Below are 14,583 nucleotides of genomic sequence, written 5' to 3' on the forward strand. Positions count from 1 at the left end.
CGTGCCCGTAGCAGATCACCGCGTCGCCGAGCTGCCGTCACCGAGAGATGCGAGACCTGGCAGCCGATATCCGAGGCGGCGGCGCCGGTGTCGGCGGCGGGCAGCGCGGCCCCGCTGGCCCCCGCGGTGGGCTGCTGCGGCCCGCTCGGCGCGGTGGGCGACTCGGAGGCGGACGGGCAGCGCGCGGGCACCCAGGCGAACCGCACCACGTACGAGCCGCCCGGGGCGAGCAGCACCTCGGTGGGCAGCGCCGCCGGGTCGGGCAGCGAGTCGGCCGGGTCGCCCGCGCCGTGCGCGAGCACCTGGACGCCGCTCGCCCCGGCGCCCGGGACGAGGGTGCCGGCCCCGGCGAGGCGGCAGGCGTGCGGGCCGGTGTTGGTCAGCCGGAACCAGCCGTAGACCTTGCCGTCGGCCGGATCCGCGGCGGCCTGCCGGGCGTCGCCCCGGCCGAGGTCGGTGCGGGCGCAGAGCGGGGCGGCGGTGGGCGAGACGCCCGGACTGCCGGTCGCGGAGGGGCTCGCGGACGCCTCCGGGCCCGGGCTCGTGGCACCGGCGGGCGGCACCGCGGCCGAGCTGTGCGGGTGCCCGGGGTGGCTGCCGGGGGTCTTCACCGGGCTGCTGCCCGCCCCGGGGGCGGCCTGCCCACCGGTCGGGTCCCCGGACAGGTCGAACGGTCCGGTGACGTTCACCACCGGCAGCGCGGCGATCGCGGCGGCCAGCACCACCGCCCCGCCCAGCGCCCGTCGGCGAACGGCGCGTCGGCGCGGCACGGCGGCGCGCAGCCGGGGCAGCGCGCCGGGTTCGGGTTCGAGGGCGGCGACGGCGCGGTGCAGCCGGGCGCGCAGCAACTCCTCGGTCAGCGCGCCCGCGATCGGCGCGTCCGCGACGGCGTCGGCCCGTCCGCCACCGGACGGCCCGCCACCGGACGGCCCGTCACCAGCCGGTCCGCCACCGGCTGGTCCGTCGCCTGCCGCTCTCCCGCCGGGGTGGGAAGGTCGGCCCTCAGTCATCGCCGTGCTCCATCCGCGCCCGCAGGGCGGCGATCCCGCGCGACCCGTACGCCTTCACCGAGCCGAGGGAAATGCCGAGCACCTCCGCGACCTGTGCCTCCGTCAGATCGGCGTAGTAGCGCAGCACCAGCACCTCCCGCTGACGGCGTTGCAACCCCCGGAGCGCGGCCTTGAGTTCGTCGCGCTCCAGCGCATCGTAAGCCCCCTCTTCTGCACTGGCCATGTCAGGCATGGGCTTGGGCAGCAGGCGGAGGCCGAGCAGGCGGCGGCGCAGCGTGGACCGGGACAGGTTGACCACGGTCTGCCGCAGGTAGGCGAGGGTCTTCTCGGGGTCGCGGACCCGGCGCCGGGCGGCGTGCACCCGGATGAACGCCTCCTGGACGACGTCCTCGCAGGAGGAGAGGTCGTCCAGCAGCAGCGCGGCGAGCCGCAACAGGGAACGGTAGTGGGCCCGGTAGGCGTCGGTGAGCTGGTCGACGCTGGCCCCGGTCGCGTCCGCTGCCGCCGCAGCAAAGCCCATCCGACTACCGGCCCGCCGGGCCGCCCCGGGCAGGACGACCGCCACCGCCGCCCCCGTCACGTTCCTCACGATGGTTGGACACACGATCCCCTGTCCTGGTTGCCCCGGCCGGGGGCGTTGTTGCGCGGGAAGAAGGAATCCCCCTCCCGAGCGCACTGGCTCCGAAGGGGGATTCTGGCAGACCCGGCGGACGGGCCGGGTCCGCTTCACCCCTCCCGCACACAACCGTTGCGGTGTGGGTATCCGGGGCGGGCCCGGACGCGTGTCGTCCGGCGCCGACGGCGGCGGCTCAGCGGCCGGTGCCGCCGTAGACGACCGCCTCGTCGCTCTCGCTGTCCAGGCCGAACGCGCTGTGCACGGCGCGGACCGCCTCCGGCACGTCCTCCGCGCGGGTGACCACCGAGATCCGGATCTCCGAGGTGGAGATCAGCTCGATGTTCACGCCCGCCTCGGAGAGCGCCTCGAAGAAGGTCGCGGTGACGCCCGGGTTGGAGCGCATGCCGGCGCCGACCAGCGAGATCTTGCCGATCGCGTCGTCGAAGCGCAGCGACTCGAAGCCGATGCCCTCCTTGACCCGGTTCAGCGCGTCCAGCGCCTTCTGGCCCTCGTTGGTGGGCAGCGTGAAGGAGATGTCGGTCAGACCGGTGGCCGCGGCCGACACGTTCTGCACGACCATGTCGATGTTGACCTCGGCATCCGCGATCGCGCGGAAGATCCGGGCCGCCTCGCCCGGCTTGTCGGGCACGCCGACGACGGTGACCTTGGCCTCCGACGTGTCGTGGGCGACTCCGGAGATGATGGCCTGCTCCATCTCGCCCCCTTCGGGCTTCTGGTTCGGGTTGGTGCCGCTGACGATCGTCCCCGGCAGACCGGAGAACGACGATCGTACGTGAATCGGGATGTTGTAGCGCCGTGCGTACTCCACACAGCGGTCGAGCAGCACCTTCGAGCCGGACGAGGCCAGCTCCAGCATGTCCTCGAAGGCGATCCAGTCGATCTTGCGGGCCTTCTTGACCACCCGCGGGTCGGCGGTGAACACGCCGTCCACGTCGGTGTAGATCTCGCAGACCTCGGCCCCCAGCGCGGCCGCCAGCGCCACCGCGGTGGTGTCCGAGCCGCCGCGGCCCAGCGTGGTGATGTCCTTGGAGACCTGCGACACGCCCTGGAAACCGGCCACGATCGCGATGTTGCCCTCGTCCAGGGCGGCCCGGATCCGACCCGGCGTCACGTCGATGATGCGCGCCTTGTTGTGGGTCGAGTCGGTGATCACACCGGCCTGGCTGCCGGTGAACGACTGGGCGTCGAAGCCCAGCGTCCGGATCGCCATGGCCAGCAGCGCCATCGAGATGCGCTCTCCGGCGGTCAGCAGCATGTCGAACTCACGGCCGGACGGAATAGGGGTCACCTGTTCCGCGAGCTCGATGAGTTCGTCCGTGGTGTCACCCATCGCGGAGACCACGACGACGACCTCGTGGCCGGCCTTCTTGGTGTCCACGATGCGGCGGGCGACGCGCTTGATGCCTTCGGCATCCGCGACGGATGAGCCGCCGTACTTCTGCACGACAAGGCCCACGGGGGCTCCTCGACTTGGGGTGGTAGGTCGTCCTCAGTCTAACGAGCAGGGGTTCTCCGGCTGACGCCTTTCACATGCTGAGATACGAATATCGAACTCTGGTCACCGCCGACCGGCAGGTCTGCGGGCGCCGGCCGCCCGCTCCGAAGAATCGCCGCCGGAGCCCGGCCCGGCTCCCGGAATCTTCGCTTCCGGGCGGCCGATGACTGTTGCGTCACATCCGGACTCTTCCGACCACTTCCGATCGTTTTCGGTCGACCGTGGTCGATTTCCGGCCGGGCCCGAGCCGCGCCCGGGGCTGCTTCCGAGCCGCTTCCGGGCCACGCCCGAGCCGCTTCGGAGCCTTCTTCGGAGCCGCTTCGGAGCCGCTTCCGGCCCTGCCGGGGCCTGTGGACGGCTACAGGCCGAGCTCGGCCGCCATCAGGTCGCCCGCCTGCTGCTCCAGTTGCTCGTCCGTCAGCCCGTCGTCGTCGGTGTCCGCCCCGTCCGGGACCGCGCCGAGCGGCGAGTCCAGCCGGACGTGCGCGATCAGCGACTGCAGTGCGCGCAGCACCGCCGTGCAGGTCGAGCCCCAGTTGGACAGGTACGAGAACTGCCACCACCACAGCGCCTCGGAGACCCGGCCCTCGCGGTAGTGCGTCAGCCCGTGGTTCAGCTCGCTGACCACGCCCGCCAGGTCGTCCGAGATCCGGAACGCGCTCGGCTTCTCCGGCGGCCCGTACGGGTCGAACACCTCGTGGTAGACGTCGATCGGCGCCAGCAGCTCGGCGAGCCGCTCGCGCAGCTCCACCCCGTCCGGCTCCGGCCCGGCGTCCGGCTCGAAGCGGTCCTCGGGCAGCACGTCCTCGATCGCGCCCAGTCGGCCGCCCGCCAGCAGCAGTTGGGAGACCTCCAGCAGCAGCAGCGAGATCGCGCTGCCCGGCTCGTCGCCCTTGGCCACCTCGGTGACGGCCAGCACGAAGCTCTCCACCGAGTCGGAGATCTGCACCGCGAAGTCGTCCGGGGCCCCGGTCCGCCCCAGCGGGCCCGGAGTTTCGGTGGTGGTGTCGGTTCGGTCAGACATCGAGCAGTCGTCTCCCTTCGAACGCCCGGCCGAGGGTGACCTCGTCGGCGTACTCCAAGTCCCCGCCGACGGGCAGTCCGCTCGCCAGCCGGGTGACCTTGAGGCCCATCGGCTTGCACAGCCGGGCCAGGTAGGTCGCGGTCGCCTCCCCCTCCAGATTGGGGTCGGTGGCCAGGATCAGCTCGGTGACCGTGCCGTCCGCGAGCCGTGTCATCAGCTCGCGGATCCGCAGGTCGTCCGGACCGACCCCCTCGATCGGGCTGATCGCCCCGCCCAGCACGTGGTAGCGGCCGCGGAACTCGCGCGTCCGCTCGATCGCCACTACGTCCTTGGGCTCCTCCACCACGCAGATCACCGCGAGGTCGCGGCGCGGATCCAGGCAGACCCGGCAGTGCTCGGCCTCCGCGACGTTGCCGCAGACCGCGCAGAACCGGACCTTCTCCTTGACCTGCTGCAGTGCGTGCGCCAGCCGGCGCACGTCCACCGGATCGGCTTGCAGGATGTGGAAGGCGATCCGCTGGGCGCTCTTCGGACCGACCCCGGGCAGCCTGCCCAGCTCGTCGATCAGGTCCTGCACCACGCCCTCGTACACCTGCAACGCCTTCCTTCGAACCGGAGTCCGCTCCGGTGCCGTACCGGAGTCCGCTCCGGTGCCATCATCCAACGAATCGGGCGCCGGACACACCGCCCGACGCCCTACTGGCCCATAAATCACACAACTTGTCACTGCGGGTTCCGCCGCCTGCACCGGGTGTGCCCGGAGCCGCCGACCCCGGCCCGCCGATGCCCGGGCCTGGGCCTGAGCCTGGGCCTGGGCCGAGACCGGACGGGGTCGGCGGTCGGATCAGATCGGGTCGGGTCGGGTCGGATCAGAACGGCAGGCCCGGGATGCCGCTGCCGCCGCCCAGTCCCTGGGTCAGCGGGCCCATCCGCTCGGCCTGCAGCTTCTGCGCGGCCGCGGCGGCGTCGCGCACCGCGGCCACCACCAGGTCGGCCAGGGTCTCGGTGTCCTCCGGGTCGACCGCCGCCGGGGCGATGGTCAGCGCGAGCAGTTCGCCCGCACCCGTCACCGTCGCCTCCACCAGGCCGCCGCCCGCGGAACCGGACACCCTCGCCTCGGCCAGCTCCTGCTGGGCCCGGGCGAGGTCCTCCTGCATCTTCTGCGCCTGCTTGAGCAGCTGCTGCATGTTCGGCTGGCCACCAGGGAACACGGGACTCTCCTCGATCCGTCGACACTCCACACACGACTGCGCGGCACCGGTGCGCCCGGCCGGAACCGCCCGCACCCGCCCCTCGCCCCCGAGCCTACGCGGCCGCCCGTGAACCCCACGTCAGTCGCGGGACCAGGGACGGGCCGGGGCCGGGGCCGGGGCCGGCCCCGGGGGCGACCCGGCCGGGGCCGGGGGCCGGCCGGGCCGTCAGCTGCCCGGGCGGTGGTGGATCTCCTCCAGCACAGTGGCGCCCAGCTCGCGGACGATCAACTCCTGGGCGGAGAACACGTCCTCGACCAGATCCGGGTCGTCCTCCTCCGGGACGTCGTCCTCCGGCGCCACCACCGGCTGGGACTGCACCGGCTGCGGATTCGACCGGACCGGCGGCGCGGACGGGGCCCGGTGCGGCGGCGCCGACGCCTGCGGCTGCTGCTGCACGGGCGGGAACGCCGGGACGGGCGCCTGCTGCACCGGAGCCGGCACGACCGCCTGCGGGGCGGGCGCGGGGGCCTGCTGCACCGGAGCCGGCTGAACGGGACGGGGCGCCTGCGGGGCGCCCCAGCCACCGGCCGCCGGAGCGGGCGGCGCCGCGGACACCGCCGACGGCGCGTTGGTCGCGCCCGACGGGTCGACGATGCACTCCACCCGCCAGTCCACGCCCAGCGCGTCCGTGAGCGCCTGCCGCAGCACCTCGTCGCTGTGGCTGCCGACGAAGCTGTCCCGGGCGCCCGCGTTCACGAACGACACCTGCAGCGTGCTGCCGTCGAACCCGGCCACCTGGCCGTTCTGGCTCAGCAGGATCCAGGTGAACCGGCGGCGGTTCTTCACCGCTTCGAGGATCTGCGGCCACATCTGCCGGATCTGCGCCGCACCCTGCTGCGCCGCCGCCGAGGGCTGCGCACCGGCGGGCGGCTGGACCGGAACCGGGACGGGCGGCTGAACGGGCGCCGGGGCCTGGGCCGATGCCGCTGCCGGGGTCGGGGTCGGAACCGGGGCCGGGGCCTCCGGGGCGGGGGCCGCGGCCGGGGGCTGCTGGCCGCCGGGCGGGAAGCTGCGCGGGATCGGCCAGGCACCCGGGGCGGGGCCGGCCGGGGCGGGCGGCTGCGGGGCGGGCGCGAGGGCCTGCGGCGCGGGAGCCTGCGGCGCGGGCGCGGGCTGGAAGGACGTCGGCTGGACGGGGGCGGGCGCCGGGGCTTGCGGTGCGGGGAACCCGGGGGCGGCCGGCGCAACCGGCTGGAAGGCCGCCGGCGCGGCGAACCCGCCCGTCGCGGCCCGCCGTTCCAGCTTGTCCAGCCGGGCCTGCACCGAGAGCTCGTCCCCGTACGCGCCCGGCAGCATCACCCGGGCGCAGATCAGCTCCAACTGCAGCCGGGGCGCGGCGTTCCCGCGCATCTCGGTCAGCCCGGTGTTCACCAGGTCCGCGGCGCGGCTCAGCTCGGCCGGGCCGAAGCGGTCGGCCTGCGCCTGCATCACCGCGATCCGGTCGGCCGGGGCGTCGATCAGGCTCTTCTCCCCCGCGTCCGGCACGGTGGCCAGGATCACCAGGTCGCGCAGCCGCTCCAGCAGGTCCGTCACGAACCGGCGCGGGTCGTGCCCGCCCTCGACCACCCGGTCGACCACCTGGAACACCGTCGCGCCGTCCTGCGCGGCGAAGGCGTCCACCACCTCGTCCAACAGCGCCGCGTCGGTGTACCCCAGCAGCGCCGTCGCCATCTGGTACGTCACGCCGGCCTCGCCGGCGCCCGCCAGCAGCTGGTCCATCACCGACATCGAGTCACGCACCGAACCGGCGCCGGACCGCACCACCAGCGGGAACACCGCGTCCTCGACCTGGATGCCCTCCCGGCCGCAGACCTGCGTCAGGTAGTCGCGCAGCGTGCCCGGCGGGACCAGCCGGAACGGGTAGTGGTGGGTGCGGGACCGGATCGTCCCGATCACCTTCTCCGGCTCGGTGGTCGCGAAGATGAACTTCAGGTGCTCCGGCGGCTCCTCGACCACCTTCAGCAGCGCGTTGAAGCCGGCCGAGGTCACCATGTGCGCCTCGTCCAGGATGAAGATCTTGTACCGGCTGTGCACCGGCGCGAAGAACGCCCGCTCGCGCAGCTCGCGCGCGTCGTCCACACCACCGTGCGAGGCGGCGTCGATCTCGATCACGTCGATCGAACCGGGGCCGCCGGTCGCCAAGTCCCGGCAGGACTGGCACTCCCCGCACGGATCGGGGGTCGGCCCCTGCTCACAGTTCAGGCAGCGGGCCAGGATGCGGGCGCTCGTCGTCTTCCCGCACCCGCGCGGCCCGCTGAACAGGTACGCGTGGTTGACCCTGTTGTTGCGCAGGGCCTGCTGGAGCGGGGCGGTCACGTGCTCCTGCCCGATGACCTCCGCGAAGGTCTCGGGGCGGTAGCGGCGGTACAGGGCTAGGGACACACCCCCGAAGATATCGGGCCCAACCGACAAACGCGGCCGCCCACCCGCACTCCCCCGCACTCCCCCCGGAAACGCAAGGACCCCCCGTGCACCCGCCAGAGCCCACTTACCCTTGCTGCCTTCCGGCCCTGGGGGGGTTCAGCGAGATAGCGCCACACGAGGGGCTGCCCCAAGAGTAGCGGATCCCAGCCCCCGTTCCCCCCACCCACCCCACCCCGATCCACCGACCGCCCACCCCGCCACCCACCTGCGAGAGCATGGTCGCAACCACCCCTCGACATGTACTAAGCTCTCCCACGGAGGATTCGCCTAGAGGCCTAGGGCGCACGCTTGGAAAGCGTGTTGGGGGCAACCCCTCACGAGTTCGAATCTCGTATCCTCCGCCTGATCGGAGGCCCGGACCGCCCAGCGGTCCGGGCCTTCGGCGTTTCCTGGCGATCGATCAGAACGACTTGAGAGGGCATGCCGGAGATCGCGCCAGGAGCGCACCACGTCGGCCCCCAGCCGCAGGACCGTCCTCGTCGATCGGAGCAGCGCGGCGGCGACCGCCATGAACCCAAGTACTGCACTACCCACTACTGCTGCGGATCTCCACACGTCAGGTCCCTCCAGGCGTTCCCGCCATGCTCTCGAACTATGGCGCGGGAGTCTGCACCTAGTTAGGTGCATCTGCACATTGACTTCGGAACGTATTCCGAAGTAGCGTGGCCGCATGTCCACTCTCACCGTGTCGTTCTCCGACCTGTCGAAGAACTCGAAGCGCGTCGCGGACACCGTCGAGCAGGCCCAGCGCGTCCACGTCACCCGTCGTGACGGCGAGGACCTGTACCTGACCACCGAACGCCACGACCGTCAGCGCGAGGAGACCGCCGACGTCACCGCACGGCTCTTCGCAGCTCTGATCACCAGCGACGAGGGGGCGCGCGCAGTACTCCTCGCCCTCCCTGAGGTCTTTCCCTGGACCCGGCACCTGTCGGCCGAGGAGGTCCGCGAGTTCGTCGTCGACCTCGTGGACGCCACCCGCGACGTGGTGGAGCTGGACGTCCACGCCAACCTGCACCGCGTGATCGTCGAGTGGCGTGCCACCGCCAGGATCCTGGCGGACCCCGAACTGAGCGCCCAGCTCGCCGGACCGCTCTCGGGCGAGGACCACGGCGAGGTACTCGCTCCATGAGCCCCAAGCGCGGGGACGACGTCCCGCCGCCACCGGTCGGCGACGAGTGGCGGCTGCGGTTCGCCACCAGCGAGGCTGCCAAAGGATGGGGCGACCTCTGCACGGAAGCGCCGGGGAACACCCGGCGCTGCTTCGAAGCCCTCCGCACCGACCCCCTGTCCGCAAGTGACCCCGATCGGCAGCACCGGCTCCGAGGCCGCCTTTCGACGCGTGTTCTCGGCGGCGACGAACTACCGCAGTGGGAGTACGAGGTGACCGCCGGCGGGCGCGTGCGCTACCTCGTCGACGAGCCGGGCCGGACCGTCCACCTCGTCTACGCCTCACCCCGGCATCCCAAGGACACGGACAGCTGACCGGCAGCGGAGCGGATCGATCCGGCTCCAGGCGACAGGCGGCGCGGTCTCAGTTCTGGCCTCATTCCTACCCGTCCAATCAGGTTCAGCCGCCGCCCAGCTGTGCAATTCGCCGCAGGTCAGGACAGGGGTGAACCTCAGCGAACGGGGCCCAGGAGATTTGGAAAGCGTGTTGGGGGCAACCCCTCACGAGTTCGAATCTCGCACCCTCCGCCTGACCGAAGGCCCGGACCGCAGCGCGCGGTCCGGGCCTTCGGCGCTTCCGCCTCCTGCTGGTGCGCCATCCTGGTGTCTCCGGACGGCTTCGGCAGGGTGTTGGCGTCCTCCTACGCGGTGAGGTGTCCCATCGGTAAGAAGAGCGGATCGGCACTGGCCTCGTGGCTGCACGGTCTCGATGCCGCCGAGTTGGAGCGGATCCTGGCGGCGCGCCCTGACGCCGTGGCGGCTCCGGAGCCGCGGTCGGTCGGTGAGCTGGCGGATCGTCTTCAGCGCCCGGCGTCAGTGGCGCTGGTCCTGCCCCGGCTCGCGCTGCCGTGCCTGCAGGTGGCCGAGGCCCTCGCCGTGCTGACGGTTGCGTCGCCGGACGAACTGGCGTTCCTGCTGGGGGCGTCGCAGGGCGAACGCGCCCGCGGGTTCACCGCCACGGTGCAGGCGCTGATGGACCGCGCCCTGGTGTGGCCGGACGGCAACGGCCGGCTCCACATGGCGGCACCGCTGCGGAACGCGTGGGCCTCGCCCCTGGGGCTCGACGCACCGCTCGGGCAACTGCTCGCGGGCGTGAACTCCGACGAGTTGGGCCGGATGCTGGCGAAGCTCGGCGTCAAGCCCGCGGCCAACCGGAAAGAGCGGCGGCTGGCAGCACTGGTCGAGCACCACGGCGATCCGGCTCGGGTCGCCGCGTTGGTGGCCAAGGCGCCCAGCGCCACCCGCGAACTCCTCGATCGGCTCGCGCTCAAGGCTCCGAAGCGAACGGGCTTCGTCCTGTTCGGGGCGCCGCAGGCCGACGCCGGGCCCGGCGAACAGTGGGCGGTCGAGCGAGGGCTGCTGGTCCGGGACCGGTACCGCTACGGGCCCGCCCGGATGCCCGCGGAGGTGGCGCTCGTCCTGCGCGGCCCGGACTGGCACGCCCCGTTCGCACCCGTCCCGCCCGAGGTGCCTTCCGTTCCCGCCGCCGGCCCGGACGTCGAGCGGGAAGCCGCGGCCGCCTCCATGGCGCTCGCCGCCCACGCCGTGTCCGTCCTGGGAGTGTGCGCCGCCGCCCCGCCCGCCCGGCTCAAGACCGGCGGGATCGGCACCCGCGAGCTGTCCCGGATCGGGAAAGCGGCGCAGTGCGACGAGATCCCGGTACGCCTCGTGCTGGAGACGGCGAGCGCGGCCGGGCTGCTGGCCCGGGACGGCGACCGGGTCACGGCGACCACGGCCTACGACAGCTGGGCCGGGAAGGACCCCGCCGACCAGTTCGCGGTGCTGCTCCGGGCCTGGTGGGCACTCCCGCTGACCCCTGGCGGGAGCCGCGACGAGGACGGGAAGGCGCGGCCGGCCCTCGCCGGGACACCGCCCTGCGAGGGCTGCGTCCAGGCCCGGCACGGGCTGCTCACGGCCGCGTCACAGCTCCCGGCCGGCAAGGGCGCGGCAGGGTCGGCGGACCTCGGGGCGCTGCTGCGGTGGCTCCGCCCGCTCGCCGACGAACTCCCCCAGGACGCCACGCCGTTCGCCACCCTGGTCAGGGAGGCGGAACTGCTCGGCGTACTCGCCCTCGGGGCCGTGTCCCCGCTCGGGGCCGCCCTGCTCGCCGAGGACGCCGAAGCGCTCACCGACGCCTGCCGGCGTCTGCTGCCCGCCGCCAGCGGGACCGCCCGCTTCGGCAGCGACCTCACGGCCGTGGTCGCCGGTACGCCGTCGGCGCACCTCTTCGAACTGCTGGACTCCGTCGCGGACCGGGAGACTGCCGGTGCGGCGTCCGTGTGGCGGTTCAGCCCGGGCAGCGTCCGCCGCGCCCTGGACGCCGGCCGCACCCCGGACGCCCTCACGACCGACCTGGCCGCCGTCGCCGTCGAGCCGCTTCCCCAACCGCTCTCGTACCTGATCCACGACACCGCGCGCGGCCACGGCCGGGTGCGGGTCGTCTCCGCGGCCTGCGTGATCCACGGCCAGGAGCCCGCCCTGCTGGCCGAACTGGTCGCCCACCGCCGGCTCTCCCCGCTCGGCCTGCGACAGCTGGCACCGACGGTGCTGATCAGCCGGACCCCGGCGGACGAGACCCTCGCCGCGCTGCGCGCCGCGGGTTACGCCCCGGTCGCGGAGGAGCCCGACGGATCCGTCCGGATCGAACGGGCCCGGCGCCACCGCGCGGCGAGCCCGGTCCCGCCCCCTCGTCGTCCCGGTGGCGGGACCCGCACCCAGCGGACGGACGCCCACGCTGCGGCCGTGGGGGCGGCCGTCGACCTGCACGCCCTCGCCTGCCGGCTCCGGGACGCCCCACAGGACCTCGCAGAGCCCGACCCGTACGACGGCCGTCCGTACGCGAGCGACACCGAGGAGATCATCGCCGGGGACGCACGCAACCTCTCCTTCACCGATGCCCGCCAGCTGGCCCATGCCGTCGACGAAGGGCACTCGATCACCATCGAGTACGTCGCCACCTCGGGCAGCACGACCGTCCGCACCCTCAGCCGCCTCGAACTCGATTCCCCCTACCTCCACGCCTGGTGCCACCTGCGGAACGACGAGCGGGTGTTCACCCTCTCCCGCATCCACGCGGTGATGCCGGTGGTGTCGGTGGTGTCCTCGTAGCCCGCGACGCGCGCAGGGGCGCTCGGACTCCGTGGCCGTGGCCGTGGCCCGGGGTCGGGCCCCCGGGCCGCCGGACCCCGGGCCGCCGTCGCGGTCGGAGGCCCGGGCCGCGGGTGCGGTCCGGGCCTGTGGAGGTCGTGGCGTGGCGGGTGCGTCGGGGGCCGGGTGGGGCGGTCAGAGGGGGAACATTCCGCGGTAGGGCTCGGCGATGCGTTCCTGGTGGGATCCGAAGTCGACCAGGACGGCGCTGTCGCCCTCGGCGGCGATGACCCGGCCGAGGCCGTAGGCGTCGTGGGTGACGCGGTCGCCGACGGCGAAGTGCTTGCGGGGTGCTTCGGCCTTGGCCTTGAAGGGGCTGGTGGGCAGGTGTCGGCGGACTGCTTCAGGCTTTTTCATCCAGTCCAGTATGCGCCGCGGAGCGGGGGTGGCGCCCCTTTCTGACGGCTCGAATTCTGGATGCCCGATATGCCGGATGTGTCGAACGGCACTCTCCGGCGCGGTGGCGGGCCGGTCGGGTGACGGAGGGTGGCCGCCGCGTCCGGCGGGCGGATGATCGGATCAACTATCTTGAGGCGATGGTGGGTTGGTGGCGGAGGCGGGTCCGGTCCGCCGAAGCGGCGCGCGACCCGGTCGAAAACTGGGGGGAAATGTCCCCCCACTGCGGACTCCGGGCTGCTACAGTCGAAGGAGTTGCAGTAGTGGTTCCCATGAACTTGTGTGCGCCTGCTGATGAATCGCGGGCGCATTTTTGTTTTCCGGATGTTTTCCGGGCGGGCGCTCATCGCGGTGACTCGGTGCCCGTAACGTGCGGGTTCCGGAAGGTCCCTTGAAGGAGATTTTTTACATGGCTAATGGCACCGTGAAGTGGTTCAACGCGGAAAAGGGCTTCGGCTTCATCGAGCAGGAGGGTGGCGGCCCGGACGTCTTCGCCCACTACTCGAACATCAACGCCAGCGGCTTCCGCGAGCTGCTTGAGGGCCAGAAGGTCGAGTTCGACGTCACGCAGGGCCAGAAGGGCCCGCAGGCCGAGAACATTCGCCCGCTGTAGTTCCCACTGCCGCGGCGACCGCCTGGCAGCGAAGGGCCCGTACTGCGCACATCGTGCGCGGTGCGGGCCCTTTTCGGTTCCGGCTCCGGCTCCGGGAAAGGGTCGGTCGGGTCGGGTCAGGGGGCCGGCCGGTGGGGCGGGGTCTCCCGGGCGCCGACCCAGCCGGCGAAGTCTTCGATGCCGTCGATGAGGGCTTCGAAGCGGAAGGAGTGGAAGAGGTCGAAGGCGTGGTGGGCGCCGGGGAGCTCGGCGTAGACGACGGGGGAGGCGGAGACGGCGCGCAGGGCGCCGACGAGGGCTCGGGGGTTGTCCGTCTCGACCAGTTCGTCCAGGTCGCCGTGGGCGATGAGGAAGGGGGGCGCGTCCGGGCGGACGAGGTTGACCGGGGAGGTCGCGGGATTCCCGTCGAAGTAGGTCCCGAGGTAGCCGTTGAGGACGATGGCCGCGGTCACCGAGGTGTCCGCCTCCTCGAAGCCGGGCTGGTAGGCGGGGTCGTCGGCGGTGAGGGCGGCGAGCGCCGCCATGTGGCCGCCCGCGGAACTGCCCGAGACGTACACCGCGGCCCCGGGGTGCGCGCCGTACTCGGTGGCGTGCTCGCGGGCCCAGGCGATGACCTTCTTCGCGTCGATCAGGTGGTCCGGGTGCGAAGAGGCGGGCCGCAGGCGGTAGTTGGCGCTGATGCAGACCCAGCCCCGGCTGGCGAGGCGGTACAGCAGCGGGAGGGACTGGGTGTCCTTGCGGCCCTGGTCGTAGTGGCCGCCGTGGAAGTGGATCAGCACCGGGCCGCCCTCGGGGCGGGCGCGGTGGTGGTAGACGTCCAGCAGGTTGCGGACGCCCGCGTCGCCGTAGCCGAGGTTCGCCACCCGCCTGACCTCGCGGCGGCGGCGGAAGACCGGCCGGAGCAGGATGCGGGCCAGCGGCGGCCGGTGCCGGGTGGCCGCGCCTGCGCCGAGCGCCTCGTCCAGGGCCCCTCCGACCACGGCCGCGGTGCGCAGGCCGCGTCGGGCGACCACGGCGAGTCCGACGGCGGGGACGACGGCCAGGGCGACGGCGGCCCAGTCGGCCGCGGTGGTGATGTCGCCCTCCGCGAAGGCCAGGGCGGTGGCCGCCGCCAGGCCGTAGAGGGCGAGGAAGGGCAGCTCGTTGAAGACCAGCCCCAGCCGGTAGCTGAACCAGAACAGCGGGGCCGGCCCCCGGACCGGGACCAGGCAGAACACCGTGATCACGGTGGCCAGCACCACCGTCGTCAGATAACCCGCGGCCATCCGCGCCACTCCCCGTTCGACACTCGGTTCGTCCCACCCCGCCCGTGGTATCCCGTCCGTCCTATCACGGGCGGGCACCTCCGGAGCGGGGAAGGGGAGAAGACAGGGGATGGGGGGGATGGGGGCGGGAGGGACTGGGCGGGGAGGGC

Annotated in this window: 13 protein-coding genes, 1 tRNA gene and 1 other RNA gene; 5 read left to right on the top strand and 10 right to left on the bottom strand. The window is 73.1% G+C overall.

The genetic code is table 11. The annotated features are described in order from the left end of the window. The 8 genes from ACWEO5_RS05315 to ffs all read right to left on the bottom strand — a co-directional run. Positions 1 to 1,010, bottom strand: a 1,010-nt coding sequence (locus ACWEO5_RS05315; RefSeq protein WP_452160331.1) for a hypothetical protein, incomplete at its 3' end; no start/stop codon positions are given. After that, entirely contained in the window at positions 1,003 to 1,530 is a 528-nt protein-coding gene (locus tag ACWEO5_RS05320) for a SigE family RNA polymerase sigma factor (protein ID WP_344549819.1), read from the bottom strand. The genes ACWEO5_RS05320 and ACWEO5_RS05315, both read right to left, overlap by 8 nt. 289 nt (positions 1,531 to 1,819) lie before the next feature. Further along, positions 1,820 to 3,103, bottom strand: a complete 1,284-nt coding sequence (locus ACWEO5_RS05325) for an aspartate kinase (protein WP_344549575.1) — start codon at positions 3,101 to 3,103, stop codon at positions 1,820 to 1,822. A 397-nt stretch (positions 3,104 to 3,500) separates the two neighbouring features. Continuing rightward, the gene (locus tag ACWEO5_RS05330) at positions 3,501 to 4,166 is read right to left on the bottom strand and encodes a DUF5063 domain-containing protein (RefSeq protein ID WP_344549576.1); all 666 of its coding nucleotides are present in this window, start codon (positions 4,164 to 4,166) and stop codon (positions 3,501 to 3,503) included. Beyond that, on the bottom strand, positions 4,159 to 4,758 hold the full coding sequence (recR, locus tag ACWEO5_RS05335; protein WP_030463236.1) for a recombination mediator RecR: 600 nt from the start codon (positions 4,756 to 4,758) through the stop codon (positions 4,159 to 4,161). Before recR ends, ACWEO5_RS05330 begins: the two co-directional genes overlap by 8 nt. A gap of 277 nt (positions 4,759 to 5,035) precedes the next feature. After that, entirely contained in the window at positions 5,036 to 5,353 is a 318-nt protein-coding gene (locus tag ACWEO5_RS05340; RefSeq protein WP_380276388.1) for a YbaB/EbfC family nucleoid-associated protein, read from the bottom strand. Positions 5,354 to 5,584: 231 nt separating this feature from the next. Continuing rightward, on the bottom strand, positions 5,585 to 7,801 hold the full coding sequence (locus tag ACWEO5_RS05345) for a DNA polymerase III subunit gamma and tau (protein ID WP_452160333.1): 2,217 nt from the start codon (positions 7,799 to 7,801) through the stop codon (positions 5,585 to 5,587). Between the two features lie 72 nt (positions 7,802 to 7,873). After that, positions 7,874 to 7,970: signal recognition particle sRNA small type (gene ffs / locus ACWEO5_RS05350), an RNA gene on the bottom strand. 129 nt (positions 7,971 to 8,099) lie between these two features. On the opposite strand from ffs, the gene ACWEO5_RS05355 reads away from it, so the two are divergent. From ACWEO5_RS05355 to ACWEO5_RS05370, 4 genes are all read left to right on the top strand, one after another. Then, positions 8,100 to 8,184 (top strand) — tRNA-Ser (locus ACWEO5_RS05355). Between the two features lie 329 nt (positions 8,185 to 8,513). Beyond that, positions 8,514 to 8,975, top strand: a complete 462-nt coding sequence (locus ACWEO5_RS05360) for a prevent-host-death family protein (protein ID WP_452160335.1) — start codon at positions 8,514 to 8,516, stop codon at positions 8,973 to 8,975. Continuing rightward, positions 8,972 to 9,328 (top strand): hypothetical protein, encoded by a 357-nt coding sequence (locus ACWEO5_RS05365; protein WP_452160337.1) that lies wholly within the window; start codon positions 8,972 to 8,974, stop codon positions 9,326 to 9,328. The genes ACWEO5_RS05360 and ACWEO5_RS05365 overlap by 4 nt, the downstream gene beginning before the upstream one ends. A gap of 501 nt (positions 9,329 to 9,829) precedes the next feature. After that, positions 9,830 to 12,121 (top strand): helicase C-terminal domain-containing protein, encoded by a 2,292-nt coding sequence (locus ACWEO5_RS05370; protein ID WP_452160339.1) that lies wholly within the window; start codon positions 9,830 to 9,832, stop codon positions 12,119 to 12,121. Positions 12,122 to 12,295: 174 nt separating this feature from the next. On the opposite strand, the gene ACWEO5_RS05375 is transcribed toward ACWEO5_RS05370, so the two are convergent. Next, positions 12,296 to 12,517 carry a hypothetical protein gene (locus tag ACWEO5_RS05375; RefSeq protein ID WP_344549587.1) on the bottom strand — a complete coding sequence of 74 codons (222 nt, stop codon included), beginning with the start codon at positions 12,515 to 12,517 and terminating at the stop codon, positions 12,296 to 12,298. 448 nt (positions 12,518 to 12,965) lie between these two features. Here ACWEO5_RS05375 and ACWEO5_RS05380 point away from each other — a divergent pair, with 448 nt between their 5' ends. After that, complete coding sequence (locus tag ACWEO5_RS05380; RefSeq protein ID WP_030916923.1) at positions 12,966 to 13,169, top strand: cold-shock protein; 204 nt, start codon at positions 12,966 to 12,968, stop codon at positions 13,167 to 13,169. Between the two features lie 116 nt (positions 13,170 to 13,285). Here the strand turns inward: ACWEO5_RS05380 and ACWEO5_RS05385 are convergent, their stop codons facing one another. Continuing rightward, positions 13,286 to 14,434: an alpha/beta hydrolase gene (locus ACWEO5_RS05385; protein WP_452160341.1), complete on the bottom strand. Its 1,149-nt coding sequence runs from the start codon at positions 14,432 to 14,434 to the stop codon at positions 13,286 to 13,288. Positions 14,435 to 14,583: the final 149 nt, after the last annotated feature.

The organism is Kitasatospora sp. NPDC004272 (assembly GCF_053603035.1).

Excerpts from the sequence above, each read along its gene's own strand:
- ACWEO5_RS05365 (WP_452160337.1), top strand. The coding sequence starts at position 8,972 with ATGAGCCCCAAGCGCGGGGACGACGTCCCGCCGCCACCGGTCGGCGAC.
- ACWEO5_RS05340 (WP_380276388.1), bottom strand. The coding sequence starts at position 5,353 with ATGCAGCAGCTGCTCAAGCAGGCGCAGAAGATGCAGGAGGACCTCGCC.
- ACWEO5_RS05360 (WP_452160335.1), top strand. The coding sequence starts at position 8,514 with ATGTCCACTCTCACCGTGTCGTTCTCCGACCTGTCGAAGAACTCGAAG.
- ACWEO5_RS05375 (WP_344549587.1), bottom strand. The coding sequence starts at position 12,517 with ATGAAAAAGCCTGAAGCAGTCCGCCGACACCTGCCCACCAGCCCCTTC.
- ACWEO5_RS05380 (WP_030916923.1), top strand. The coding sequence starts at position 12,966 with ATGGCTAATGGCACCGTGAAGTGGTTCAACGCGGAAAAGGGCTTCGGC.
- ACWEO5_RS05320 (WP_344549819.1), bottom strand. The coding sequence starts at position 1,530 with ATGGGCTTTGCTGCGGCGGCAGCGGACGCGACCGGGGCCAGCGTCGAC.
- ACWEO5_RS05330 (WP_344549576.1), bottom strand. The coding sequence starts at position 4,166 with ATGTCTGACCGAACCGACACCACCACCGAAACTCCGGGCCCGCTGGGG.
- ACWEO5_RS05385 (WP_452160341.1), bottom strand. The coding sequence starts at position 14,434 with ATGGCCGCGGGTTATCTGACGACGGTGGTGCTGGCCACCGTGATCACG.